This is a genomic window from Alishewanella sp. HL-SH06 (genome assembly GCF_052656265.1).
Genome location: NZ_CP199752.1, coordinates 2,167,274 through 2,186,452, shown reverse-complemented (window position 1 = coordinate 2,186,452; position 19,179 = coordinate 2,167,274). Strand labels below are relative to the sequence as shown.

At 47.2% G+C, this 19,179-nt stretch carries 18 protein-coding genes; 8 read left to right on the top strand and 10 right to left on the bottom strand.

The features are described from left to right. The first annotated feature begins 37 nt into the window (after positions 1–37). Genes ACUJFK_RS10105 through ACUJFK_RS10095 form a run of 3 tightly spaced genes read left to right on the top strand, consistent with a single transcriptional unit; the run spans position 38 to position 3,836 of the window. Positions 38–946, top strand: coding sequence for an AAA family ATPase (locus ACUJFK_RS10105; RefSeq protein ID WP_445424751.1), 909 nt, complete (start codon positions 38–40; stop codon positions 944–946). Then, a complete protein-coding gene (locus ACUJFK_RS10100) occupies positions 943–1,896 on the top strand; it encodes a hypothetical protein (RefSeq protein WP_445424750.1) in 954 nt (317 codons plus the stop codon). The genes ACUJFK_RS10105 and ACUJFK_RS10100 overlap by 4 nt, the downstream gene beginning before the upstream one ends. Then, positions 1,890–3,836 carry a transglutaminase family protein gene (locus ACUJFK_RS10095; protein ID WP_445424749.1) on the top strand — a complete coding sequence of 649 codons (1,947 nt, stop codon included), beginning with the start codon at positions 1,890–1,892 and terminating at the stop codon, positions 3,834–3,836. The genes ACUJFK_RS10100 and ACUJFK_RS10095 overlap by 7 nt, the downstream gene beginning before the upstream one ends. Positions 3,837–3,842: 6 nt before the next feature. On the opposite strand, the gene ACUJFK_RS10090 is transcribed toward ACUJFK_RS10095, so the two are convergent. From ACUJFK_RS10090 to htpX, 3 genes are all read right to left on the bottom strand, one after another. After that, the gene (locus tag ACUJFK_RS10090) at positions 3,843–4,088 is read right to left on the bottom strand and encodes a TIGR02647 family protein (RefSeq protein WP_445424748.1); all 246 of its coding nucleotides are present in this window, start codon (positions 4,086–4,088) and stop codon (positions 3,843–3,845) included. Positions 4,089–4,177: 89 nt separating this feature from the next. Then, on the bottom strand, positions 4,178–5,308 hold the full coding sequence (locus ACUJFK_RS10085) for a pyridoxal-phosphate-dependent aminotransferase family protein (protein ID WP_445424747.1): 1,131 nt from the start codon (positions 5,306–5,308) through the stop codon (positions 4,178–4,180). A gap of 83 nt (positions 5,309–5,391) precedes the next feature. Then, positions 5,392–6,252 (bottom strand): protease HtpX, encoded by an 861-nt coding sequence (gene htpX, locus ACUJFK_RS10080; RefSeq protein WP_226751624.1) that lies wholly within the window; start codon positions 6,250–6,252, stop codon positions 5,392–5,394. Between the two features lie 137 nt (positions 6,253–6,389). On the opposite strand from htpX, the gene pepE reads away from it, so the two are divergent. After that, positions 6,390–7,127, top strand: coding sequence for a dipeptidase PepE (gene pepE / locus ACUJFK_RS10075; protein ID WP_445424746.1), 738 nt, complete (start codon positions 6,390–6,392; stop codon positions 7,125–7,127). Here pepE and bioD read toward each other — a convergent pair. Genes bioD through bioB form a run of 4 tightly spaced genes read right to left on the bottom strand, consistent with a single transcriptional unit; the run spans position 7,124 to position 10,913 of the window. After that, complete coding sequence (gene bioD / locus ACUJFK_RS10070; protein WP_445424745.1) at positions 7,124–7,828, bottom strand: dethiobiotin synthase; 705 nt, start codon at positions 7,826–7,828, stop codon at positions 7,124–7,126. The genes pepE and bioD overlap by 4 nt on opposite strands. 44 nt (positions 7,829–7,872) lie before the next feature. Continuing rightward, entirely contained in the window at positions 7,873–8,646 is a 774-nt protein-coding gene (locus ACUJFK_RS10065) for a methyltransferase domain-containing protein (protein ID WP_445424744.1), read from the bottom strand. Further along, positions 8,640–9,806 (bottom strand): aminotransferase class I/II-fold pyridoxal phosphate-dependent enzyme, encoded by a 1,167-nt coding sequence (locus ACUJFK_RS10060; RefSeq protein ID WP_445424743.1) that lies wholly within the window; start codon positions 9,804–9,806, stop codon positions 8,640–8,642. The genes ACUJFK_RS10065 and ACUJFK_RS10060 overlap by 7 nt, the downstream gene beginning before the upstream one ends. Before the next feature lie 9 nt (positions 9,807–9,815). After that, on the bottom strand, positions 9,816–10,913 hold the full coding sequence (gene bioB / locus ACUJFK_RS10055) for a biotin synthase BioB (RefSeq protein ID WP_445424742.1): 1,098 nt from the start codon (positions 10,911–10,913) through the stop codon (positions 9,816–9,818). 107 nt (positions 10,914–11,020) lie between these two features. Here bioB and bioA point away from each other — a divergent pair, with 107 nt between their 5' ends. From bioA to asnS, 4 genes are all read left to right on the top strand, one after another. Further along, a complete protein-coding gene (bioA, locus tag ACUJFK_RS10050) occupies positions 11,021–12,289 on the top strand; it encodes an adenosylmethionine--8-amino-7-oxononanoate transaminase (protein ID WP_445424741.1) in 1,269 nt (422 codons plus the stop codon). A 101-nt stretch (positions 12,290–12,390) separates the two neighbouring features. Next, a complete protein-coding gene (locus tag ACUJFK_RS10045) occupies positions 12,391–13,248 on the top strand; it encodes an MBL fold metallo-hydrolase (protein ID WP_226751631.1) in 858 nt (285 codons plus the stop codon). After that, positions 13,245–13,769 carry a hypothetical protein gene (locus ACUJFK_RS10040; RefSeq protein ID WP_445424740.1) on the top strand — a complete coding sequence of 175 codons (525 nt, stop codon included), beginning with the start codon at positions 13,245–13,247 and terminating at the stop codon, positions 13,767–13,769. The genes ACUJFK_RS10045 and ACUJFK_RS10040 overlap by 4 nt, the downstream gene beginning before the upstream one ends. A 235-nt stretch (positions 13,770–14,004) precedes the next feature. Further along, positions 14,005–15,405: an asparagine--tRNA ligase gene (gene asnS / locus ACUJFK_RS10035; RefSeq protein ID WP_226751633.1), complete on the top strand. Its 1,401-nt coding sequence runs from the start codon at positions 14,005–14,007 to the stop codon at positions 15,403–15,405. 141 nt (positions 15,406–15,546) lie between these two features. Here asnS and ACUJFK_RS10030 read toward each other — a convergent pair whose 3' ends face one another. The 3 genes from ACUJFK_RS10030 to ACUJFK_RS10020 form a co-directional block, all read right to left on the bottom strand. Then, positions 15,547–16,773, bottom strand: coding sequence for a threonine/serine exporter family protein (locus ACUJFK_RS10030; protein ID WP_226751634.1), 1,227 nt, complete (start codon positions 16,771–16,773; stop codon positions 15,547–15,549). A gap of 337 nt (positions 16,774–17,110) precedes the next feature. Continuing rightward, the gene (locus ACUJFK_RS10025) at positions 17,111–17,668 is read right to left on the bottom strand and encodes an NAD(P)H nitroreductase (RefSeq protein WP_306178703.1); all 558 of its coding nucleotides are present in this window, start codon (positions 17,666–17,668) and stop codon (positions 17,111–17,113) included. 79 nt (positions 17,669–17,747) lie between these two features. Continuing rightward, entirely contained in the window at positions 17,748–19,178 is a 1,431-nt protein-coding gene (locus tag ACUJFK_RS10020) for a glycogen synthase (RefSeq protein WP_445424739.1), read from the bottom strand. Between the last annotated feature and the right edge of the window lies 1 nt (position 19,179).

Below are 19,179 nucleotides of genomic sequence, written 5' to 3'. Positions count from 1 at the left end.
GCCTTTCTTTGCATAAACCCATCTTGCCGGAGGTCACTTGCTCGCTGAACTACATCGGGTAGAACAAAACCTGAACCGGGTTATTCTAGGTAAAGCCACACAAATCAGATTAGCCTTATGTTGCCTGTTAGCCGAGGGGCATTTATTGCTCGAAGACTTACCCGGTATGGGCAAAACCACCCTAGCCCATGCGTTAGCGAATGCCGCTGGTTTAAGTTACAAGCGGGTGCAATTTACCAATGACTTATTACCCGGCGATTTACTTGGTATCAATATTTATGATACCCGTTCAGCACAATTTTACTTTCAAGCGGGCCCGGTATTTAGCCAGGTGTTACTGGCCGATGAAATTAATCGCGCCAGCCCAAAAACCCAAAGTGCTTTACTCGAAGCCATGGAAGAGCGCCAAGTCTCGATCGATGGCGAAACGCGGCCTTTACCGAGTCCTTTTTTTGTTATCGCCACGCAAAACCCGCTGTTTCATGCCGGGACCAGTGCCTTACCCGAGTCGCAACTCGATCGTTTTTTGTTTCGGATTTCTTTAGGTTTTCCAGATAAAGCCGCTGAAAAACAGTTATTACAAGATGAATCGGCAGGCTCACGTTTGCAATTATTAACCGAACCATTAAGCCCCGAGCAGTTGCGGCACTTGCAATTACAGGTGCCCAAGGTCGCGATTAACGATGCGGTACTTGATTACATTTTAGCGTTGGTGCATGCCAGTCGGCATAGTAACGAGTTTTTACCTTTGTCACCGCGTGCTGCCAAGGCGATTGTCCGCGCCGCTAAAGCGATGGCATTTGTGCAAGGCCGCAGTTTTGTTACCGCGGATGATGTCCAGCAGATCTTCCCTTACATTGCAGAGCATCGGCTGAATCCGCAAAGCCTTGCCGGCGAACACCCGTCAAGCCAACTCTTAATACAGCGCACGCCCTGTCAGTTATGATGTTTAACGACAGTAAAGATTGGTTTAAACGTAAATTTGCGGCTTGGTTGGCCAAGCGCCAGCCTGCAGCAACAGAGGTCGAACTGACACAAAGTGTCATTTACATTCTGCCCAGTCGTTTTGGTTGGTGGTTTGTGTTTTTGATCGCCTTACTGTATCTGATGGGGACTAATTATCAAAACAACCTGATCCTATTGCTCAGTTTTATGTTACTTAGTCTATTAATTGTGACGATGTTACTGGCATTTTTAAATATGCATCAGCTAAAACTAAGCGTAAAACAAGATGCACGTTGTTTTGCGCCTGAACACGCTCAGTTACCGCTCGCGCTGAGCAGTAAAAGCTGCCAGATGTTGCATATTGGCTTGCGCGGTCAACGACAACGGCAATTAGTTGAATCCTTGAGCCAGCAACAACGCTTTGTATTAGCATTACCCACACTGAGTCGGGGTTATTATCCACTCCCGCGTCTAGAGCTTAGTAGCACCTTTCCGCTGGGCTTATTTCGCTGCTGGAGCTATCCGGCGCTGACCAGTGCTATTTGGGTTTATCCAGAAGCCATCGAACAAATACACGCCAATACCGAGCGACTCGCCGAGCAAGCAAGTAAACAAACTACACCCCATGCCTTACTCGAGCCGGACGACGTCAAAAGCTATCAAGCGGGTGACAGTCCCAAACGCATTTTGTGGCGTAAGCTTGCCAGCGCACCCGAGCAACCGGTGGTACGCAGTTACAGTGGTGAAGCCAGCCCATTACCGCATTGGATCAAGATCCCGGCATTGCAAGGCGCAGCGCTGGAATCGGTTTTAAGCCATGCCTGCTTTCAATTATTAGCGTTAGAACAACAAGGCCATAGTTATGGCTTACAAACACAAAGTGTCACTTTAGCCCCGGCAAAAGGTGCACTGCACCTAGAACGCTGCCTGCAGGAGTTGGCTTTATGCTGATGGCGAACCTAGCCTTACCCCGCTACTGGGCAGTTTATGGCCTGTTATTACAAGTGCTGTTATTTTTGCTATATCAACCGGCTTTAAGTATTGCCAGTAGCTTGCTATTTGCTTTACTGCTGACCTTTCAGGCTTGGCGACTTTATCAAAACAAACCGGCACTGAGTAATCGACAAATTAACGTGTTGTTAGCTCCGCTGTTATTATTGATGCTGCTACAGGTACGGCAATTAGGTGTGCTTAATCTAATGCTGCATATTTTATTGCTCGCCGCAGTAGCGCGCAGTTTAACGGTGCAACAACGTGGCCAAGGCTTACAATTATTATGGGTGCATTACTTTGCCATTGCCTGCTGTTTTATTTTTTACCAGCAAATGAGTATGGCAATCCTGATTTTTGCGCTGGCGCTGTTAAACCTGTATTTACAGTATCGCTTATTCGCCCCGGCTGAATCGACGCTGCAGCCAAAACGCCTAATGGGCATTTTTGCGCTGAGCTTTCCGCTCTGGCTAGGCATGTTTTTATTATTTCCACGCCTGCCGCCCCTATGGCAATTACCCAATCAAAATATGGCAAGCACCGGTTTAGGCGATGAACTCGACCCCGGCAGTATTGAAAAGTTAGTGCAAAGTGATGCCTTGGCTTTTCGGGTAAGCTTTTTAAATGAGCGACCGGATAAAGCAGATTGGTATTGGCGCGCTAAAGTTTACGAAGATTTCGATGGTCGCCGTTGGCAGGTCAACGCACGCTTTGATTCGCGGCAACGCCGAACGATGGTAACTGAATTACCCGCGTTCGCTGCCGGTGCCCCGTTGGTAAAATATCAAATATTAGCAGAGAGTAGCTATCAAACAGACTTATTCAGCTTGGGCTTACCTGTTAGCTGGCAAGCCAACCTTGTGGCAAAACCTGCCGCCTTAATGGCCAGCCAAACGCCGTTGACGCAACGCATCAGCTACAGCTTACAAAGTCGTTTACAAACACTGCCTTTAGCCTCGCCTGCGGAAAAACAGCTTAATTTGTTACAAGACAACGCAAACCCTCAAGCAAGGGCTTTTGGTGCAGCCTTAGCCACTCAATTTCCAGCACAACCCGATAAAATAGTGCAAGCACTCAGTGCGTATTTTCAGCAAGAGCCGTTTTTTTACACTTTAACGCCACCCCGTCTTGGTCAAAATGCTATCGATCAATTTTTATATGAAACGCGTAGCGGCTTTTGTAGCCATTATGCCTCTGCAACTGCTGTGATCTTGCGTGCCGCCGGTATTCCTGCCCGTGTAGTTGGCGGTTATCTGGGGGGCAATTGGCAAGAAAATCAGCAATACCTGCAAGTTAGGCAACGCGATGCTCATGCTTGGGTTGAATATTTAACCGCAAGCGGCTGGCAACGTTATGATCCCACCGCAGCTATCGCACCTGAGCGCATCCTTGAGGGTATTGAACAAACACTGAGCGACAATGAACGCGCCTTACTCAGTGGCTGGCAAGATAATTGGCTGGGTCAACTTGCCTTGCAATGGTCACATCTGGATTACGTGTGGTCGGTATGGGTACTGGGTTTTAATCAACAAGATCAAGAACAGTTATGGCAACGTTTACGCCGTTGGGAATATTGGTCTGTGCTGCTGTATTCATTAGGCGCCTTATTGTTGTTAGGCGCAGCCGTTATGCTTAGGCAATTCGTTACACAACGCGCTGATCACGCTCATCAAGCATGGCACTGGCTGACGCAAGCACTGGGCACAACTCCTGCTGCAGGCTGCACTTTATCTAGCAGGTTGACTACGCTAGCAGAACAAAATCCGGCACAACAACAAGCTTTAGAGCGATTAAGAAAATTATATGAGGCTGCGGTATTTAATGATGATGCCGCAGCACTGAGGTTACTGCGGCGAGAACTGCGGTTACAGCGCCGCTCGTTACGGCGCTTAGTAAGGTAACTTAAATTAACCTGATTCAGGCGTACCTAGAATACGTAATGCCGTTTGTAATTGTTCAGCACAATGTATCCCTAAGTCGGTGAGATAGCCACCATCAGGTTGATTAATCAACCCCTTGCTATACAACCGGCTGATGGCGGCGAGCATTTGTGGCTCCGCCATCTTATGCGCTTTGATACCTGAATTGACACTGTCGAGATTAAACATCGCTAAAACACGGATTTCATCAATTAATTCAGCGCTAAACTGCATAGTTACATCCTTATTGTTGTTTTATACACCTTAGACTGTCAGCCAAAAAATGCAAGGTAACAATGCGCTAATCTCGACGTCGTTGGGTTTTAATTTAATAACTGCCGTAAGGCATGTAAGCACAAAGCGATATTTTCTCGACGCGCCCCAAACCCCATTAAACCAATACGCCAGGCTTTACCCGCCAATTCACCAAGACCAGCCCCTATTTCTAAGTTAAATTCGTTTAATAGCGTGGCACGAACCTTCGCATCATCGATACCTTGCGGAATATAAATAGCATTCAGTTGCGGCAAGCGATACGGTTCCTCTACTACAAATGCAATACCTAACTGCTCTAAACCCGCCCGCAGTTCTTGATGCATGACCTGATGACGTGCCCAAGCATTTTCTAAACCTTCGGCCGCTAACAAGCGCAGTGATTCATGTAAGGCATACAACGCATTCACCGGAGCCGTATGATGGTAAGCGCGTTTAGCGCCGCCACTCCAATAAGCCATCACTAAACTCTGATCTAAAAACCAGCTTTGTACCGGTGTTGTCCTTGCTGTAATTTTTGCTACTGCCGCCGCTGAAAATGAGATAGGCGAGAGTCCTGGCACACAAGATAAGCATTTTTGACTACCCGAATAAATGGCATCAATGCCCCACTCATCAACTCGTAATTCGACACCGCCTAGGGATGTCACCGCATCAACGATAGTTAAACAGCCGTATTGCTTGGCTAAAGCACACAGTGTTTTGGCATCACTTAACGCCCCAGTGGAGGTTTCAGCATGCACGAAGGCTAAAAAACGCGCATCCGGATGATCCTTTAGCAGCGCTTCCACCGCAGCCGGTTGCACCGGCTCGCCCCATTTAAAATCAACCGTTACCGCAATACCGCCACAACGCTCAACATTTTTGCGCATCCGCTCGCCAAAAACACCATTACGACAAACGATAACCTTGTCACCCGCTTCCACCAAATTAACAAAGCAGGCTTCCATACCGGCTGAACCCGGAGCTGAAATGGCCAGCGTCATCTCATTGCGGGTTTGAAACGCATATTGCAATAACTGTTTTAATTCATCCATCATGCTGACAAACAACGGATCTAAATGGCCAATAATCGGTTTGGCCTGGGCGGCTAACACCTGAGGATGCACATCGGAAGGGCCTGGGCCCATTAAAATACGCCGTGGTGGATAAAAGGCAGGGATCATCGGTGCAGCAAACATAACAGCTCCTTAGCAATAAAATAGGCTTTAGCATAACAAGCTAAACAGAAAAAAAAGCCCTACAATCGTAGGGCTAGTTAAGCTTAAAATTCGCGGCTGTTACGCAGTGCCGCAATCCGTTTCTCTAAAGGCGGATGGCTTAAAAACAATTCTGATTTAGCTTTCTTACCTGAGATCCCAAAGGCCATTAAACTGCCCTCAAGCTGACTTTCATGATTATTCTGTAAACGCTGCAGCGCTTTAATCATTTTGTTCGGACCCGAAATCCGAGCCGCTCCGGCATCCGCACGGTATTCGCGTTGACGCGAGAACCACATCACGATAATGCTAGCCAAGATGCCAAACACCATTTCTAACACAATCACGATACCGTAATAAGCAAAGGTACCCATTTGCTGATTGTTATTGCGGATCACCCCAGCAATTAAGCGTGCTAAGAAAATAACAAAGGTATTCACCACACCTTGGATCAAGGTTAAGGTGACCATGTCACCGTTCGCGATATGCGACACTTCATGTGCCAGTACCGCTTCAACTTCATCTTCGCTCATACTGCGCATCAAGCCGGTTGAAACCGCAACCAAGGCATTATTACGATTTGCCCCTGTGGCAAAGGCATTCATCTCTGGCGAATCATAAATAGCCACTTCTGGCATACCAATGCCGGCCGCTTTAGCTTGTTTTGCTACCGTGTTAACTAACCAATGTTCAGTGGCATTACGTGGTTGCGTAATCACTACCGCACCGGTAGAACGTTTCGCCATCCATTTCGACATTAATAGTGAGATAAAGGAGCCACCAAAACCAAAAATGGCTGCAAACACCAATAAACCACCAATACTGCTAGGATCAATACCCAACGCACTGAATACCACATTGAGCACAATACTTAGCACCAGAATAACGGCTAAGTTTGTTGCTAAGAACAACAAGACTCTTTTCATGCTTTTTTACCTCATAATGATCACTGTTTAGTAATATATGGGCAAAGACCACAAAATCAATTTAAGGTTTAACAAAGTCACAGAAATATTTCACTTTTTCAGGTAAAATTTGCAAAAATGACCTTTCGGACTAGTTTATGAACTTGTTATTACTCAGTAGCTCACGTGCCAATAACAGCGAATATTTGACACCCTACTTAGCCTGGATCAAAACCCATTTGAGTAAAGTATCCTCGGTACTGTTTATTCCTTATGCCGGCGTAACCATCAGTCACGAACAATATTATCTTAATGTGAAAGCCGCCTTAGAGAGCTTAAATATCCGTGTCGATGCGCTACATCAACAAGCCGATGCTAAAGCTGCGGTTCTTAATGCCGAAGCCATTTTAATCGGCGGTGGTAATACCTTCCAGCTAGTTAACCTCTTGTATAAAAATGATCTTATTAACGTCATCCGGCAACGCGTAACCAATGGTATGCCTTATATTGGCTGGAGTGCGGGTGCCAATATCGCAGGTGAAACTATCCGCACCACTAATGACATGCCGATTGTCGAACCACCGTCTTTTGCCACTTTGCATTTTTTAAATGCGCAATTAAACCCGCATTATACCGATGTGGTTCCCGCTGATTTTCATGGTGAAACGCGTGATATGCGCCTCGCTGAATTTATGCAGTTAAATCCTAGTGTGCCAATCATCGGCTTACCCGAGGGCACTGCACTTAAGATCACAGACAATCAAATTGTGCAATTAGGTCAAGCCGGAGGCTATTGGTTTTTGGCGGGAACAAAACAAGCGATAGCCGAGAACACTGAATTAACGGCACAGTTTGCGGCCACGTTAAGTCGCCCCTTATTAAACAACGCAAGTTAAGTTGGTATCAATTGCTTAGCCGTAGCGTGCGCCAGCGTGCGTGCCACGGCTTGTTGCTCGCTCACTGAGGGCTGAAATGGTACCGTAGCGAGTAACGACCAAGGTAAACGTGCCGTAAGATCAGCCAGGTTTTGTGCAAGAAATAACATCTCTGGCTGCAGTATATTGGCTACCCAACCTATAACCTGACAACCACTGCGTGTCAACTCACGTGCGGTCAATACAGCATGATTTAAACAGCCCAGTTTTACGCCTACCACCAGCAATACCGGCAGGTTTTCTGCTTGCACCCAATCGGCCAGGTAGCGATCAGCACTGATCGGTAATAACCAGCCACCCGCGCCTTCGATTAACACAATTTCGGCACCGCTTTGCTCTAACTGTTGTCGCTGTGCGGATAATACCGCTTCTGATAACGGTTGTTGCAGCTCTGCCGCAGCAAAATGCGGTGCGCATGCTTTGGCAAAACACAATGGATTAAGCTGTGAATAAGGTAACGCGATACCGGAATGCCGCTGTAACAGTAACGCGTCACTGTTCACAAGTTGCCCGGCTTCATTGATTTCTGCGCCAGCCGCTATCGGTTTCGCGCCAACAGCACTTATACCAAGTGATTGAAAACCTTGCAGTAATAACGTACTGACAAAGGTTTTCCCCGCATCGGTATCGGTGCCTGTAACAAAAAAGCTGTTTGCGCTCATAGCCTGTGTTCCTAAAACGAAAATAACCGGAGTGTTGAATACACTTAAAGCGGTTTAGTCCCGCTAATTTGTACCACATAATAACTGGCAATTAAGGGGATACCGACAGCAGACTGTGGATAAGCGGCACTGACCCGCTGCCAATAACCTTTACCTGTGAGACCGCGCTGTGCTCGATTAGCCAGATGATTCGCCCCCAAGGCTTTTAACTCTTTGGCTAAAGCAAAAATATCAGCGTAAGGTAACTGATAGCAGGTCGTTTGTATTGAGCAGGCTAACGCCACGCCCGAGATGGCATGCTGTAAATCGGCTAGGCTTAAAAAGGCATGGATATGCGGCTGCTCATCAACGGCGGCAAAGGCTTGTGCCATTTCAGTCAGGGTACCCTCGATCAAGGTGGTGATTACAAATTGCCCGCCAGGGCGAAGCACCCGGGCTATTTCAGCAAACACCTGTTGCGGCGCAGGACACCATTGCAACATCAGGCTCGAAAATACCTGATCAACACTGGCCGTTGCCAGTGGCAACGCCGCGGCATCGGCTTGCAAATAATGGATGGGTAATTGCTGAGCTTGCGCCTGGGCTAACATCCCGCTACTTAAATCCACCGCGGTGATTTTTTGAGCCAGGGATAATAGCTCTGGGTGTAACCAACCAGGACCACAACCGATGTCCAGTAAATGCCCCAGCGGTTTGCCAAAAGACACTAATTGCGTCAATGCCGCCTGCGCAACTTGCCGTTGCAAACGCGCAGCATCGACATAACTACCAGCGGCTTTACTAAAACAACTGGCCACCTGCAACGGCTGCGCTAACATGCTAACGCCTGCTTTAACATCTTGATTAAAAACTGAATATCTTCGGCCTGATGTGACGCGCTAAGCGTCACGCGTAACCTGGCGCTGCCGGCGGGTACCGTCGGTTGCCGTATGGCGGTAAGCCAAATACCTAATTGTTTCAATTGCTGACTTAGGGCAACAGCGCGCTCGCTGCTACCGAGCATAATGGCTTGGATAGCCCCTGTCGCAGGTAAACAGGGTAAATCGGCCTCTGCCGCTAAGCTGCGGAATAATTGAATATTGTCTTGTAATTTATCCCGGCGCCATTGTTCGGTTTGTACCAACTCAATGCTTTGGCTTACCGCTGCACATAAGGCAGGTGACAAAGCCGTGCTGTAAATATAATGTCGTGCAAATTGTTCAATGTAGTCGATAACCGTTTTGCTTCCCGCCAAAAAAGCCCCACCCACGCCAAGCGCTTTACCAAAGTTAGCCATGTAGCAATACAACTGTTGCGAAGCTAATCCCTGTGCCTGCCAACTGCCGCGGCCTTGTTCACCTAGCACCCCTAAGCCATGTGCATCGTCTAGCAGCAGAGCCGCTTGCCGTTGCTGACAGAGCTTAGATAGCGCCACAAGATCGGGGCTATCACCATCCATACTAAAGACGCCTTCCGTGACCACAAGACTGTGATTTCCAGCGTCCGGTGTTTCCGGTAACAGGCGCGCTAAGGCGTTTAAATCATTATGGGCAAAGCGGCGAAAACGCCCTTTATGTGACAGGGCAGCGTCAATTAATGAGGCATGACTTAACTTGTCTAACAGCAAGAGATCGTTACTGGCCACCAAGCTTTGTAACATGGCTTGATTGGCTGCAAAACCCGAGCTAAACAACAGCACACGCTCAAAACCGAGCCATGCGGCAAGTTGCGCTGACAGCTGCTGATGAATGTGATGATAGCCAGTGACTAACGGCGAGCCGGTACTGCCCGCACCATAGCGCTCAGCGCCGGCGGCATAACTGGCTTTTACTTTACTTGAATTCGCTAAGCCTAAATAATCATTGGCAGAAAAGTTTAAATAACATTGACCACCGACTTCTAAATAGCGGCCTTTATAATCGGCTATGACTTGGCTTTGCCGCAGTAAACCCTCGCTGAGGCGTTGTTGTAAAGCATGCTCTAACTGACTCAGGTGCATTCGCCACTCCTAGCCAGCAGCGTGATATAACGGTGGGTTCTGCTGCTCTTTAATCGCATCCGCTAAAGCGAGTTCATGCGCTTCATCTGAAACATCATGCTGCTGCGCTGAGTTGATCCCTAACTTAGCAAATAGCTGCATGTCCGCATCCGCTTCTGGGTTTTCTGTGGTTAGTAATTTATCGCCATAGAAAATCGAGTTGGCACCTGCAAAGAAACATAATGCTTGCATCTGTTCATTCATCCGCGAGCGCCCCGCCGATAAACGTACATGACTTTGCGGTAACATAATACGTGCCACGGCAATGGTGCGAATAAATTCGAAAGCGTCTAAATCATCAACGTTTTCCAGCGGTGTGCCTTTTACTTTTACCAACATATTAATTGGCACACTTTGCGGATGCTCAGGTAAATTAGCCAGTTGCATTAATAGCGCTGAACGATCATTGGCGGTTTCCCCCATACCGACAATGCCGCCACAACACACTTTCATCCCGGCATCACGCACATGCGTTAAGGTATCCAGCCGGTCTTGATAAGTACGGGTCGTAATAATTTCACCGTAAAATTCTGGCGATGTATCGAGGTTATGGTTGTAGTAATCTAAACCAGCGGACGCTAAGGTTTGAGCTTGCTCGGCTTCTAACATACCCAATGTCATACAGGTTTCAAGCCCCATGGCTTTAACGCCACGCACCATTTCAATAATGTAAGGCATATCGCGTTGCTTAGGGTTACTCCAAGCCGCGCCCATGCAAAAACGGCTAGCGCCTTTTTGCTTAGCCGCTTGAGCTTGCTGTAACACTTTTTCTACTTCGATTAAGCGCTCGCGCTCTAAACCGGTATTGTAATGGCCGCTTTGTGGGCAATATTTACAATCTTCGGCGCAAGCTCCTGTTTTAATAGATAACAGCGTGCTGATTTGCACTTCATTTGGTTTAAAATGAGCACGATGCACAGTTTGTGCTTGAAATAATAAGTCATTAAAGGGTAATGCATACAGTGCATTAACCTCGGCCAGTGACCAATTATGCCGCACCGGCGCAGCGGCTTTAGCGGTAGAAGCGGAGGTATCTTGTGGTGATGGAGCTGCGGTATTCGCCTGCATAATAGGTCCCTGCGAGATTTGTGATCACGGTTTTTTTCGGCTAGTCTAGCGCTAGCGGCCAGCTTGTCAACGCTGACCACCCCGAAAACTTTACTAATGATTATTTTATGAGCACTGATTTGGCTTTTGATCGGCAACATATTTGGCATCCCTACACGTCTATGCTAAACCCTTTGCCTGTTTATCCTGTTGCAGCGGCTGAGGGCTGTACACTCATTTTAGAAGATGGCCGTCGCTTAATTGATGGTACCGCGTCATGGTGGTCGGCGGTACATGGTTATAATCATCCCGTATTAAATGCCGCCGTTACCGAGCAACTCGCCAAGATGGCCCATGTGATGTTTGGCGGCATTACGCATGCCCCCGCCGTGCAGTTGTGTCAGCAATTGCTCAGCATGGTACCCGCGCCCCTAAGCAAGGTATTTTTAGCGGATAGTGGGTCAATTGCCGTCGAAGTAGCGATAAAAATGGCCCTGCAATACTGGCAAGCCAGTGACACGCCACAGAAAACCAAGTTAATTAGCCTACGTAAGGGCTATCATGGTGATACGTTTGCGGCGATGGCGGTATGCGATCCTACCGATAGCATGCACAGCATGTTCAGTGAGCTATTACCACAACACTTCTTTTTGCCGGCACCCGCGTGCCCGTTCGACCAGCCATTTTCTGCAGAGTGCATGGCACCGCTCGAGACGCTGCTTGCCGCTGAACACCAACACATTGCCGCATTAATCCTTGAGCCGATTGTACAAGGCTATGGGGGGATGCGCTTTTATCATCCGGAGTACTTACGCCGGGCTCGCGCGCTGTGTAATCAGTATAAGGTGTTATTGATTGCCGATGAGATTGCCACGGGCTTTGGCCGTACCGGCAAATTATTTGCTTGTGAGCATGCGGACATCGCACCCGATATTATGTGTGTAGGCAAAGCTCTCAGCGGTGGTTATTTAACCTTGGCCGCGACACTGTGCACAGATGAAGTAGCACGGGGTATTAGCCAAAGTGCCGCGGGTGGCTTAATGCATGGCCCCACCTTTATGGCAAATCCGCTGGCCTGTGCGGTCGCACTCGCCAGCTTAAAACTGATTGCGCAAAACGACTGGCAGCAGCAAGTTGCGGCCATAGCGCAGCAATTAAACACAGAGCTTGCAGCAGCTAAACACTTTGCTAAAGTAAAAGAGGTACGGGTGTTAGGTGCCATTGGCGTATTTGAAATGTATCAGCCGGTTGATGTTGCGCTGTTACAAGCACAGTTTGTCGAGCTAGGCGTCTGGATCCGGCCGTTTAACCATTTGATTTACGTGATGCCGCCTTTTACCATTAGCGCGCAGGAACTGAGTAAATTAACAGCAGCGATGCTCACGGTAGCCGCTTAATGCGGCTGTACAAAAATAAATACGCTACATCGAACCAGATGCGTTACTCTAGCGTAAGCACAGCTAACCTAAACTTGTCTTCCCTATAGTAGGAGTGTTGTATGAAGTTGCGTACCCTAGTCACCGCGGTTAGTTTGTTAGTTACCAGCCAATTCGCTTTCGCTGATCGTTTTGCTGATGTTCAAATTAATTCAGCAACGCTAGCAAAAGATATTTACATGTTAACCGGAGCCGGTGGCAATATGGCGGCAGTGACCACTGCCGATTCGGTGCTGTTAATTGACAGTCAGTATGTTGAGCTGGCAGATAAAATCCGCGCCAAGTTAAAAACCCTTAGCCCAGGTGAGCTCACAACCCTGATTAACACCCATATGCACGGCGATCATGTCGGTGGTAATGCAGCCTTAGCCGCTAATGCCGATATTATCGCGCATGTAAATGTACTGACGCGACTACGCAATGACAGTAACTTCAACCCTGCGGGCTTACCTAAAACGACCTTTGATAAAGTGTTAAACATCAAACATGGCAACATTGAATTAATGCTTGAGCCCATGCCTGCCAGTCACACTGATGGCGATATCCTGGTCTGGTTCCCACAGTTTAATATCGTGCATATGGGCGATTTAATGTTTCAAGGTCGTTTCCCATACATCGATTTTGGTAATGGCGGCAATGTGCAGCAGTACATTGAAAACACCCGTTATGTGCTTCAACGTATTGATGACAACACCCAAGTCATCCCTGGTCATGGTGATTTAACTAACAAAGCCGGTTTAGCTAAAGAACTGAAGATGATGGAGCAAACCATGGCACAAGTTGTGGCTTGGCGTGCTGAAGGACTCACCGAGCAACAAATGATCGACCGAGGTTTAGGCGAGCAGTTTAATGCGTGGCATTGGAATTTTATTACTGAAGCGCGCTGGATTAAAACGCTTTATCAGGCAACCCAACCTTGAGAAAAGCAGCGCTAACTTGGCTTCTATTCGCTATCGGCTTAGCTGCCGGTAGCGCTTTAGCTCAACAGCAGCAAAGCCCCTTACCCGGCGATCCGCTGAGCTATTTAGTCGCTGAGATCGCCAGTTATGATAACAATCAACTGACACTCTCTGATGGCACAGTGTGGCGCGTCACCGCCACACAATTTGGTTTAGCGGGTACGCCGGTACTGATTAGCGGCCGTAATTTAAAAACAGGCAGTAACGAGCTTTTTATTGCCGGCTTTACCTTTCAAGCGCGTTATCAAAGCGGCGAGTTACAAGAGCGTAAAGGCACAAAACTGACCCTGATCAGCTCGCATGCCGACGGGAAACGTTTGCGTTTAACCGATACCTTGCAGGCTTTTGTGGTGGATAAAGATCGCCGTTACAGCCGTCTTTGGGCTGTCGGACAAGCAGTGATTTTAGACAGCAGCGGTCAACAGCTTTTAGCCTTACCTTCGTTGGAACAAGCACAAGTTCAATTAGTCGGTATCTATTAATAAATATCGCTGTTAAGTTGTTTCGCACTGCTTTTCTGCAACCGCCACATCTCACTTAACAACCCTTCAATCGCTGTGCCGTAATTGGCCGCAAAACACCTACTCGCTTTGATAACAAGACTTTTTGGTTACAGCGCCACTTTTTGCTTGTTTTCAGCCACTAGCAAAGTATCATTGCTGTTTTTATCATTAGAGGCTTAGCCCTCGCCCCATTGCACCTTCGGGAGTTGTTTGCATGACGCATGCCGTAATAAAAGACGTTTTGGCCGGTCACTATTCGATTGGCGATAAAGTAACTGTAAAAGGTTGGATCAGAACCCGCCGCGATTCGAAAGCTGGCATTTCCTTTTTAGCTGTGCACGACGGCAGTTGTTTCGATGCCGTTCAGGCGGTAGTGCCCGCAGAATTAACCAATTATGAAACGGAAGTTAAACGCTTAACGACATCATGTTCAGTTATTGTGTCTGGCGTTATTGCTCGTTCAGAAGGTCAAGGCCAAGCGTTTGAAATTCAAGCAGACCATGTTGAAGTCGTCGGCTGGGTAGAAAATCCAGACACCTACCCGATGGCCCCCAAACGCCATAGTATGGAATATCTGCGCGAGCATGCGCATTTGCGGGCTCGCACTAATATCATGGGCGCGGTAACTCGCGTTCGTCACTGTTTAGCACAAGCTATCCATCGGTTTTTCCATGAACAAGGCTATTTTTGGATCAGCACGCCGTTGATCACCGGCTCTGACACCGAAGGCGCCGGCGAAATGTTTCGGGTCAGCACCTTAGATTTACAGAACTTGCCGCGTGATGACAAAGGCGCTATTGATTTTAGTAAAGATTTCTTTGGTAAAGAAACTTACCTGACCGTATCCGGCCAATTAAACGGCGAAACTTACGCCTGTGCTATGTCAAAAATCTACACCTTTGGCCCAACCTTCCGTGCTGAAAATTCTAACACTAGCCGGCATTTGGCTGAGTTTTGGATGATTGAACCCGAAGTGGCGTTTGCCGAATTAAAAGACATTGCCCAACTGGCTGAAGACTTACTGAAATACGTATTAAAAGCCGTATTAACTGAACGTGCTGATGATATGGCCTTCTTTGCTGAGCGTATCGATCCTAAAGCCATTGAACGTTTAGAACAGGTGGTTAACTCTCATTTCGTGCGGATGGATTACACCGACGCCATTGAGATCTTAAAAACCTGTGGCAAGAAGTTTGAATACCCTGTCGAATGGGGTGTCGATTTACAATCAGAGCATGAGCGTTACCTTGCCGAAGAGCATATTGGTGCACCCATCATTATGCAAAACTACCCGAAAGACATTAAAGCCTTCTATATGCGTTTAAATGCCGATGGTAAAACCGTCGCCGCGATGGACGTATTAGCCCCGGGTATTGGTGAGATTATCGGTGGTAGCCAACGTGAAGAGCGTTTAGAGCAGTTTGATGCACGCTTAGCTGAAATGGGTTTAAACAAAGAAGATTATGGCTGGTATCGCGATTTACGTCGTTATGGCACCGTGCCGCACTCAGGCTTTGGGTTGGGTTTTGAGCGTTTAGTCTCTTATGTTACCGGTGTTGGTAACGTACGAGATGTGATTGCCTTCCCACGCACTCCAGGTAACGCCGAGTTTTAATTGAAACGAACAAGCCTTAGTGTGTTTAATATGCAACGCTGAAACGGCTGATACCTTTTAGTCTGCTTATAAAATGCCAGTCAGCTTAACTGACTGGCATTTTTTTAAATTGTTACCAAAGATTTCAATTTTATTGTTTTATCACAAGCTTTTCTTCGGCGGTAAAGCCACATTAGCAAAGATCAGCCCGCCGACCAGCGCCATTAAAATCAAAAAGGTTTGTTGCCCCACTCGATCTGAAACAACGAAGTCTTGGCCAGAAATCAAGGAGTTTAAGCCAATGTAGGTTTTACTTCCTGGCACTAGCACAATCAGTCCATGCATGGCGACAATAACTGCCGGAGCCTTGGCTAAACGGGTAAACAGGTTGCTATAGATGCCAACAGCGAAAGCGCCTAAAAAAGCCCCCATGGTGTAATCAAAAGCACTGGCGCCGGTAATACTAACCCCATAAGCAATAAAGCCTGCAGCCAAAGACCACAGCGTATACTTTCCGCGACTTTTAAATAACACAATCAACGAGCTAACTAAAATCCCCACCGCCAACCAGGCAAAATACCGTGAAATCGGTTCGGGTTTAACAAAATCGACAATACCAAATAATTTAAAGCCAATCGCCATCCCTAAAAAAGCGCCAAAGTATAATTTAAACAACAGCATTAAAGCGTCCATGATCCGCGCATTACCCGATACCAGATGACGTGCAGCTAATTCGGCAAAACCTATGGTCAGCGCCAAGCCGGGAATAAATGAAATAATGGCCGAAAGCACCGTAAGACGAATATTAATACCCGGATCGATATAGCTGCTAATTGCACAAGCACCGATCGCGGCGGCCAGAGCAACCAGAGGCTCCAGCATATTGTTAATGCGTGGCGAGTGTGCCGCCCATAGCATAAATAAGTAAACCAATAGCGACAATAAAGACGACCAAAGCACATCATTCCAACTGGTGGCCATTAACATCGCAAAGGCACCACCGGATCCCATCATGGCAATGGCGGTAGCCAGCTTACCGTAAGAGCTGGGGCGGGCATCAATAATGTCGAGCAACGAATCGGCTTCAACTAAGCCAACTTGGCCACTGAGCACCTGATCTACCAGTTCATCTGTTCGAGATAAAGCGCCCAAATCTAAATCCCCTGGGTTTACACGAGAAGCATGGGTGTACTCTTGTTCATGACCATCGGTCCAAAGCACAAAAGTCATAGACGTTGGCGAGATAATAAACGAACCCTTTATACCCAGATGCGAAGTTAGCTCCGTTAAATGGGCCTCTAACCGATATGCAGGTGTGCCGTACTTGTGCAGCATCTTACCTAATTTGACAATAAATTTACGTTTTTGGTTAAAATCAGTGCTATACAAATGAAGTCGTCCTGCGGTTGGCTATAGTTAAATGCTTTAAAATACCTATTGTAACGTAACGCAGTAATGATGTCAGAGTTGTCACAGGGTAAAATTTAAGCGAAATAGTTTACGGGGTTTAACCCGCTTGGTTTTAAGTCACAGTGTGGGGGGGTGAAAAATTATCGATAACGCCAACACATCATAGAGACCAAAACAAGAATGCTCCAGGTAAATAACCGTAACCTAAAAAAAACAGCCAGATGGCAAAAGCCACTGGCTGTTTTATTGATCAAAGCATCACACTTAGCACTCAGCGTTTTGGCCAGTGGCAGCGTTTAATAAAAAGTGTTTAAGCTTAAAAATCGCTAAAAAAAGCCTCTGGCTCTAAAGCACTCTTTTGTGGTGCTTGACCACTGGGGGTGCCTAGATACAAAAAGCCCACAATTTCATCATCGGCATCCAGTTTAAAAGCTTGTTTCACATAATCATATTGTGCGTAAGCTCCCGTACGCCAAATACCACCAAAACCTAGCGCAAACGCCATTTGTTGCATCGCCATCACGCTGCACGCAACCGATTGCACTTGCTCTACAGACGGCACTTTTGCATGCTCAGTGATCTTAGCAATACAAATAATCACCATGGGTGCTCGCATGGGTAACTGTCGGGCACGCTCCTGCATATCAATTGAGATAGACGGATCTTCTTCAATCGCTGCTTCGGCAAATATATCCCCTAAGCGTGTTAGCGCGTCACGGCCTTCAGCCACAACAAAACGCCAAGGCCTCAAAGCACCGTGATCCGGTACTTGTATAGCGGCACGCTTAATTAAGTTTAGCGCCTCACCTTCTGGCGCAGGTTCGCGCAGTCGTGGCGAGGAATATCGGGTAGTCAGTAGCGTTAATGCATCCATAAACTTAACCTTTTCAAAAGCGTTAATTCAGGCTACCAAATATTGCTGAATTTCTCACGGCAATTTTTCAATAAAACTGTTAACTGCATAATTCCTCAGCAAGGTGCACATTTCTTGCCTTCAGATATAGGGCTTGGTATTCGTTAACAGCAGCAGGCCAGCTAAAATTTTGCAGCATGCCGCGGTGTTGTACTTGCTGGTACTGGTTCGGTTGTTGATACAGCGTTTCCGCTTGTTCTAAGGCCGTTTGCATGGCTTCAACACTGATTTCAGTAAAGCCAATGCCGGTTGCCGCAGCACCAGGCCAAGGTTGAACCGTATCGCGTAATCCCCCCGTTAACCGCACTAAAGGCACGGTGCCATACTTTAAGCTGTAAAGTTGATTCAAACCACAAGGTTCAAATAACGACGGCATTAAAAAGAAGTCACCGGCCGCTTCCGTTTGATGAGCTAAACGCTCGTCAAAACCTTCGAAGAAACGAAATTGCGCGTTAAAATCATGTTGTAACTGATAAAGCTGTCTACAATACTCAGCGTCACCACTGCCCACCAAAAATACTTGCGCTGTGGTGTTAGCTAACCACCGGCGTAAGGCTGGTATTAAATAATCAAAGCCTTTTTGCCCGGTAATACGGCTTACCGCAACGAATAATGGCACATCGAGCTCGGCTAAATTAAAGCGTTGGCGTAAATGGGATTTACATTGCGCTTTACCGCTTAAATCATTAATACTGAAGTTCGCGATCAGCGCATCATCTGTGGCGGGATCCCACTGTTGATAGTCACAACCGTTTAAGATACCAAAAAAATCAGCGGCACGGCGTTGATAGAGTGCCGACAAGCCATTAGCCGCAGGCTCAGTCATTAATTCATCCCGATAACCTACGCTAACGGTATTCAGCTTAGTGGCGTGACGAATACCCTGTTCTAGCATATTTAAAAATTGATCATCATTAGCCTGCAAGCCTAAACGGCCAAACCAATAATGATCAGTTGTGAGCTGATACGCACCATTATGGATGGTATAAACAAAGGGTATTCCCCCTAATACCGGATCATGGGCGTAATGCTGTTTTAAATAAGCTGCCGCAACTCCAGTTTGCCAATCATGACCATGAATGATATCGACTTCAGGTAAATAATGTTTAGCCCACTCCAACGCCGCTTTGCAAAAAAAGCCAAAGCGTAGCGGATTATCAGCATAACCATGTTTACCGTCATCGTAGGGGCGATCACGTTGAAAGAAATCATCGTGCTCTACTACGCGAATATCGACATCGTGGGATAATAGCTGACGCACCGCACAGCCATATTCCTGACCACCTAACTCAAAAAACAACGCGTCAGACTCTCCCGTCGGACGGCTATATAAAGGCGCATAGCGAGGTAGCATCACGGTGACTTCATGGCCTGCGGCTTTTAGGTTAATGGCTAAGCCATAACAGGCATCAGCCAAACCACCGGTTTTAATCAAGCCTTCGTATTCACTACATAACAACAAAATCTGCACT

Coding starts and splice junctions, on each gene's coding strand:
- ACUJFK_RS10100 (WP_445424750.1), top strand. CDS start 943: ATGATGTTTAACGACAGTAAAGATTGGTTTAAACGTAAATTTGCGGCT.
- ACUJFK_RS10095 (WP_445424749.1), top strand. CDS start 1,890: ATGCTGATGGCGAACCTAGCCTTACCCCGCTACTGGGCAGTTTATGGC.
- ACUJFK_RS10090 (WP_445424748.1), bottom strand. CDS start 4,088: ATGCAGTTTAGCGCTGAATTAATTGATGAAATCCGTGTTTTAGCGATG.
- ACUJFK_RS10085 (WP_445424747.1), bottom strand. CDS start 5,308: ATGTTTGCTGCACCGATGATCCCTGCCTTTTATCCACCACGGCGTATT.
- htpX (WP_226751624.1), bottom strand. CDS start 6,252: ATGAAAAGAGTCTTGTTGTTCTTAGCAACAAACTTAGCCGTTATTCTG.
- pepE (WP_445424746.1), top strand. CDS start 6,390: ATGAACTTGTTATTACTCAGTAGCTCACGTGCCAATAACAGCGAATAT.
- bioD (WP_445424745.1), bottom strand. CDS start 7,828: ATGAGCGCAAACAGCTTTTTTGTTACAGGCACCGATACCGATGCGGGG.
- ACUJFK_RS10065 (WP_445424744.1), bottom strand. CDS start 8,646: ATGTTAGCGCAGCCGTTGCAGGTGGCCAGTTGTTTTAGTAAAGCCGCT.
- ACUJFK_RS10060 (WP_445424743.1), bottom strand. CDS start 9,806: ATGCACCTGAGTCAGTTAGAGCATGCTTTACAACAACGCCTCAGCGAG.
- bioB (WP_445424742.1), bottom strand. CDS start 10,913: ATGCAGGCGAATACCGCAGCTCCATCACCACAAGATACCTCCGCTTCT.
- bioA (WP_445424741.1), top strand. CDS start 11,021: ATGAGCACTGATTTGGCTTTTGATCGGCAACATATTTGGCATCCCTAC.
- ACUJFK_RS10045 (WP_226751631.1), top strand. CDS start 12,391: ATGAAGTTGCGTACCCTAGTCACCGCGGTTAGTTTGTTAGTTACCAGC.
- asnS (WP_226751633.1), top strand. CDS start 14,005: ATGACGCATGCCGTAATAAAAGACGTTTTGGCCGGTCACTATTCGATT.
- ACUJFK_RS10025 (WP_306178703.1), bottom strand. CDS start 17,668: ATGGATGCATTAACGCTACTGACTACCCGATATTCCTCGCCACGACTG.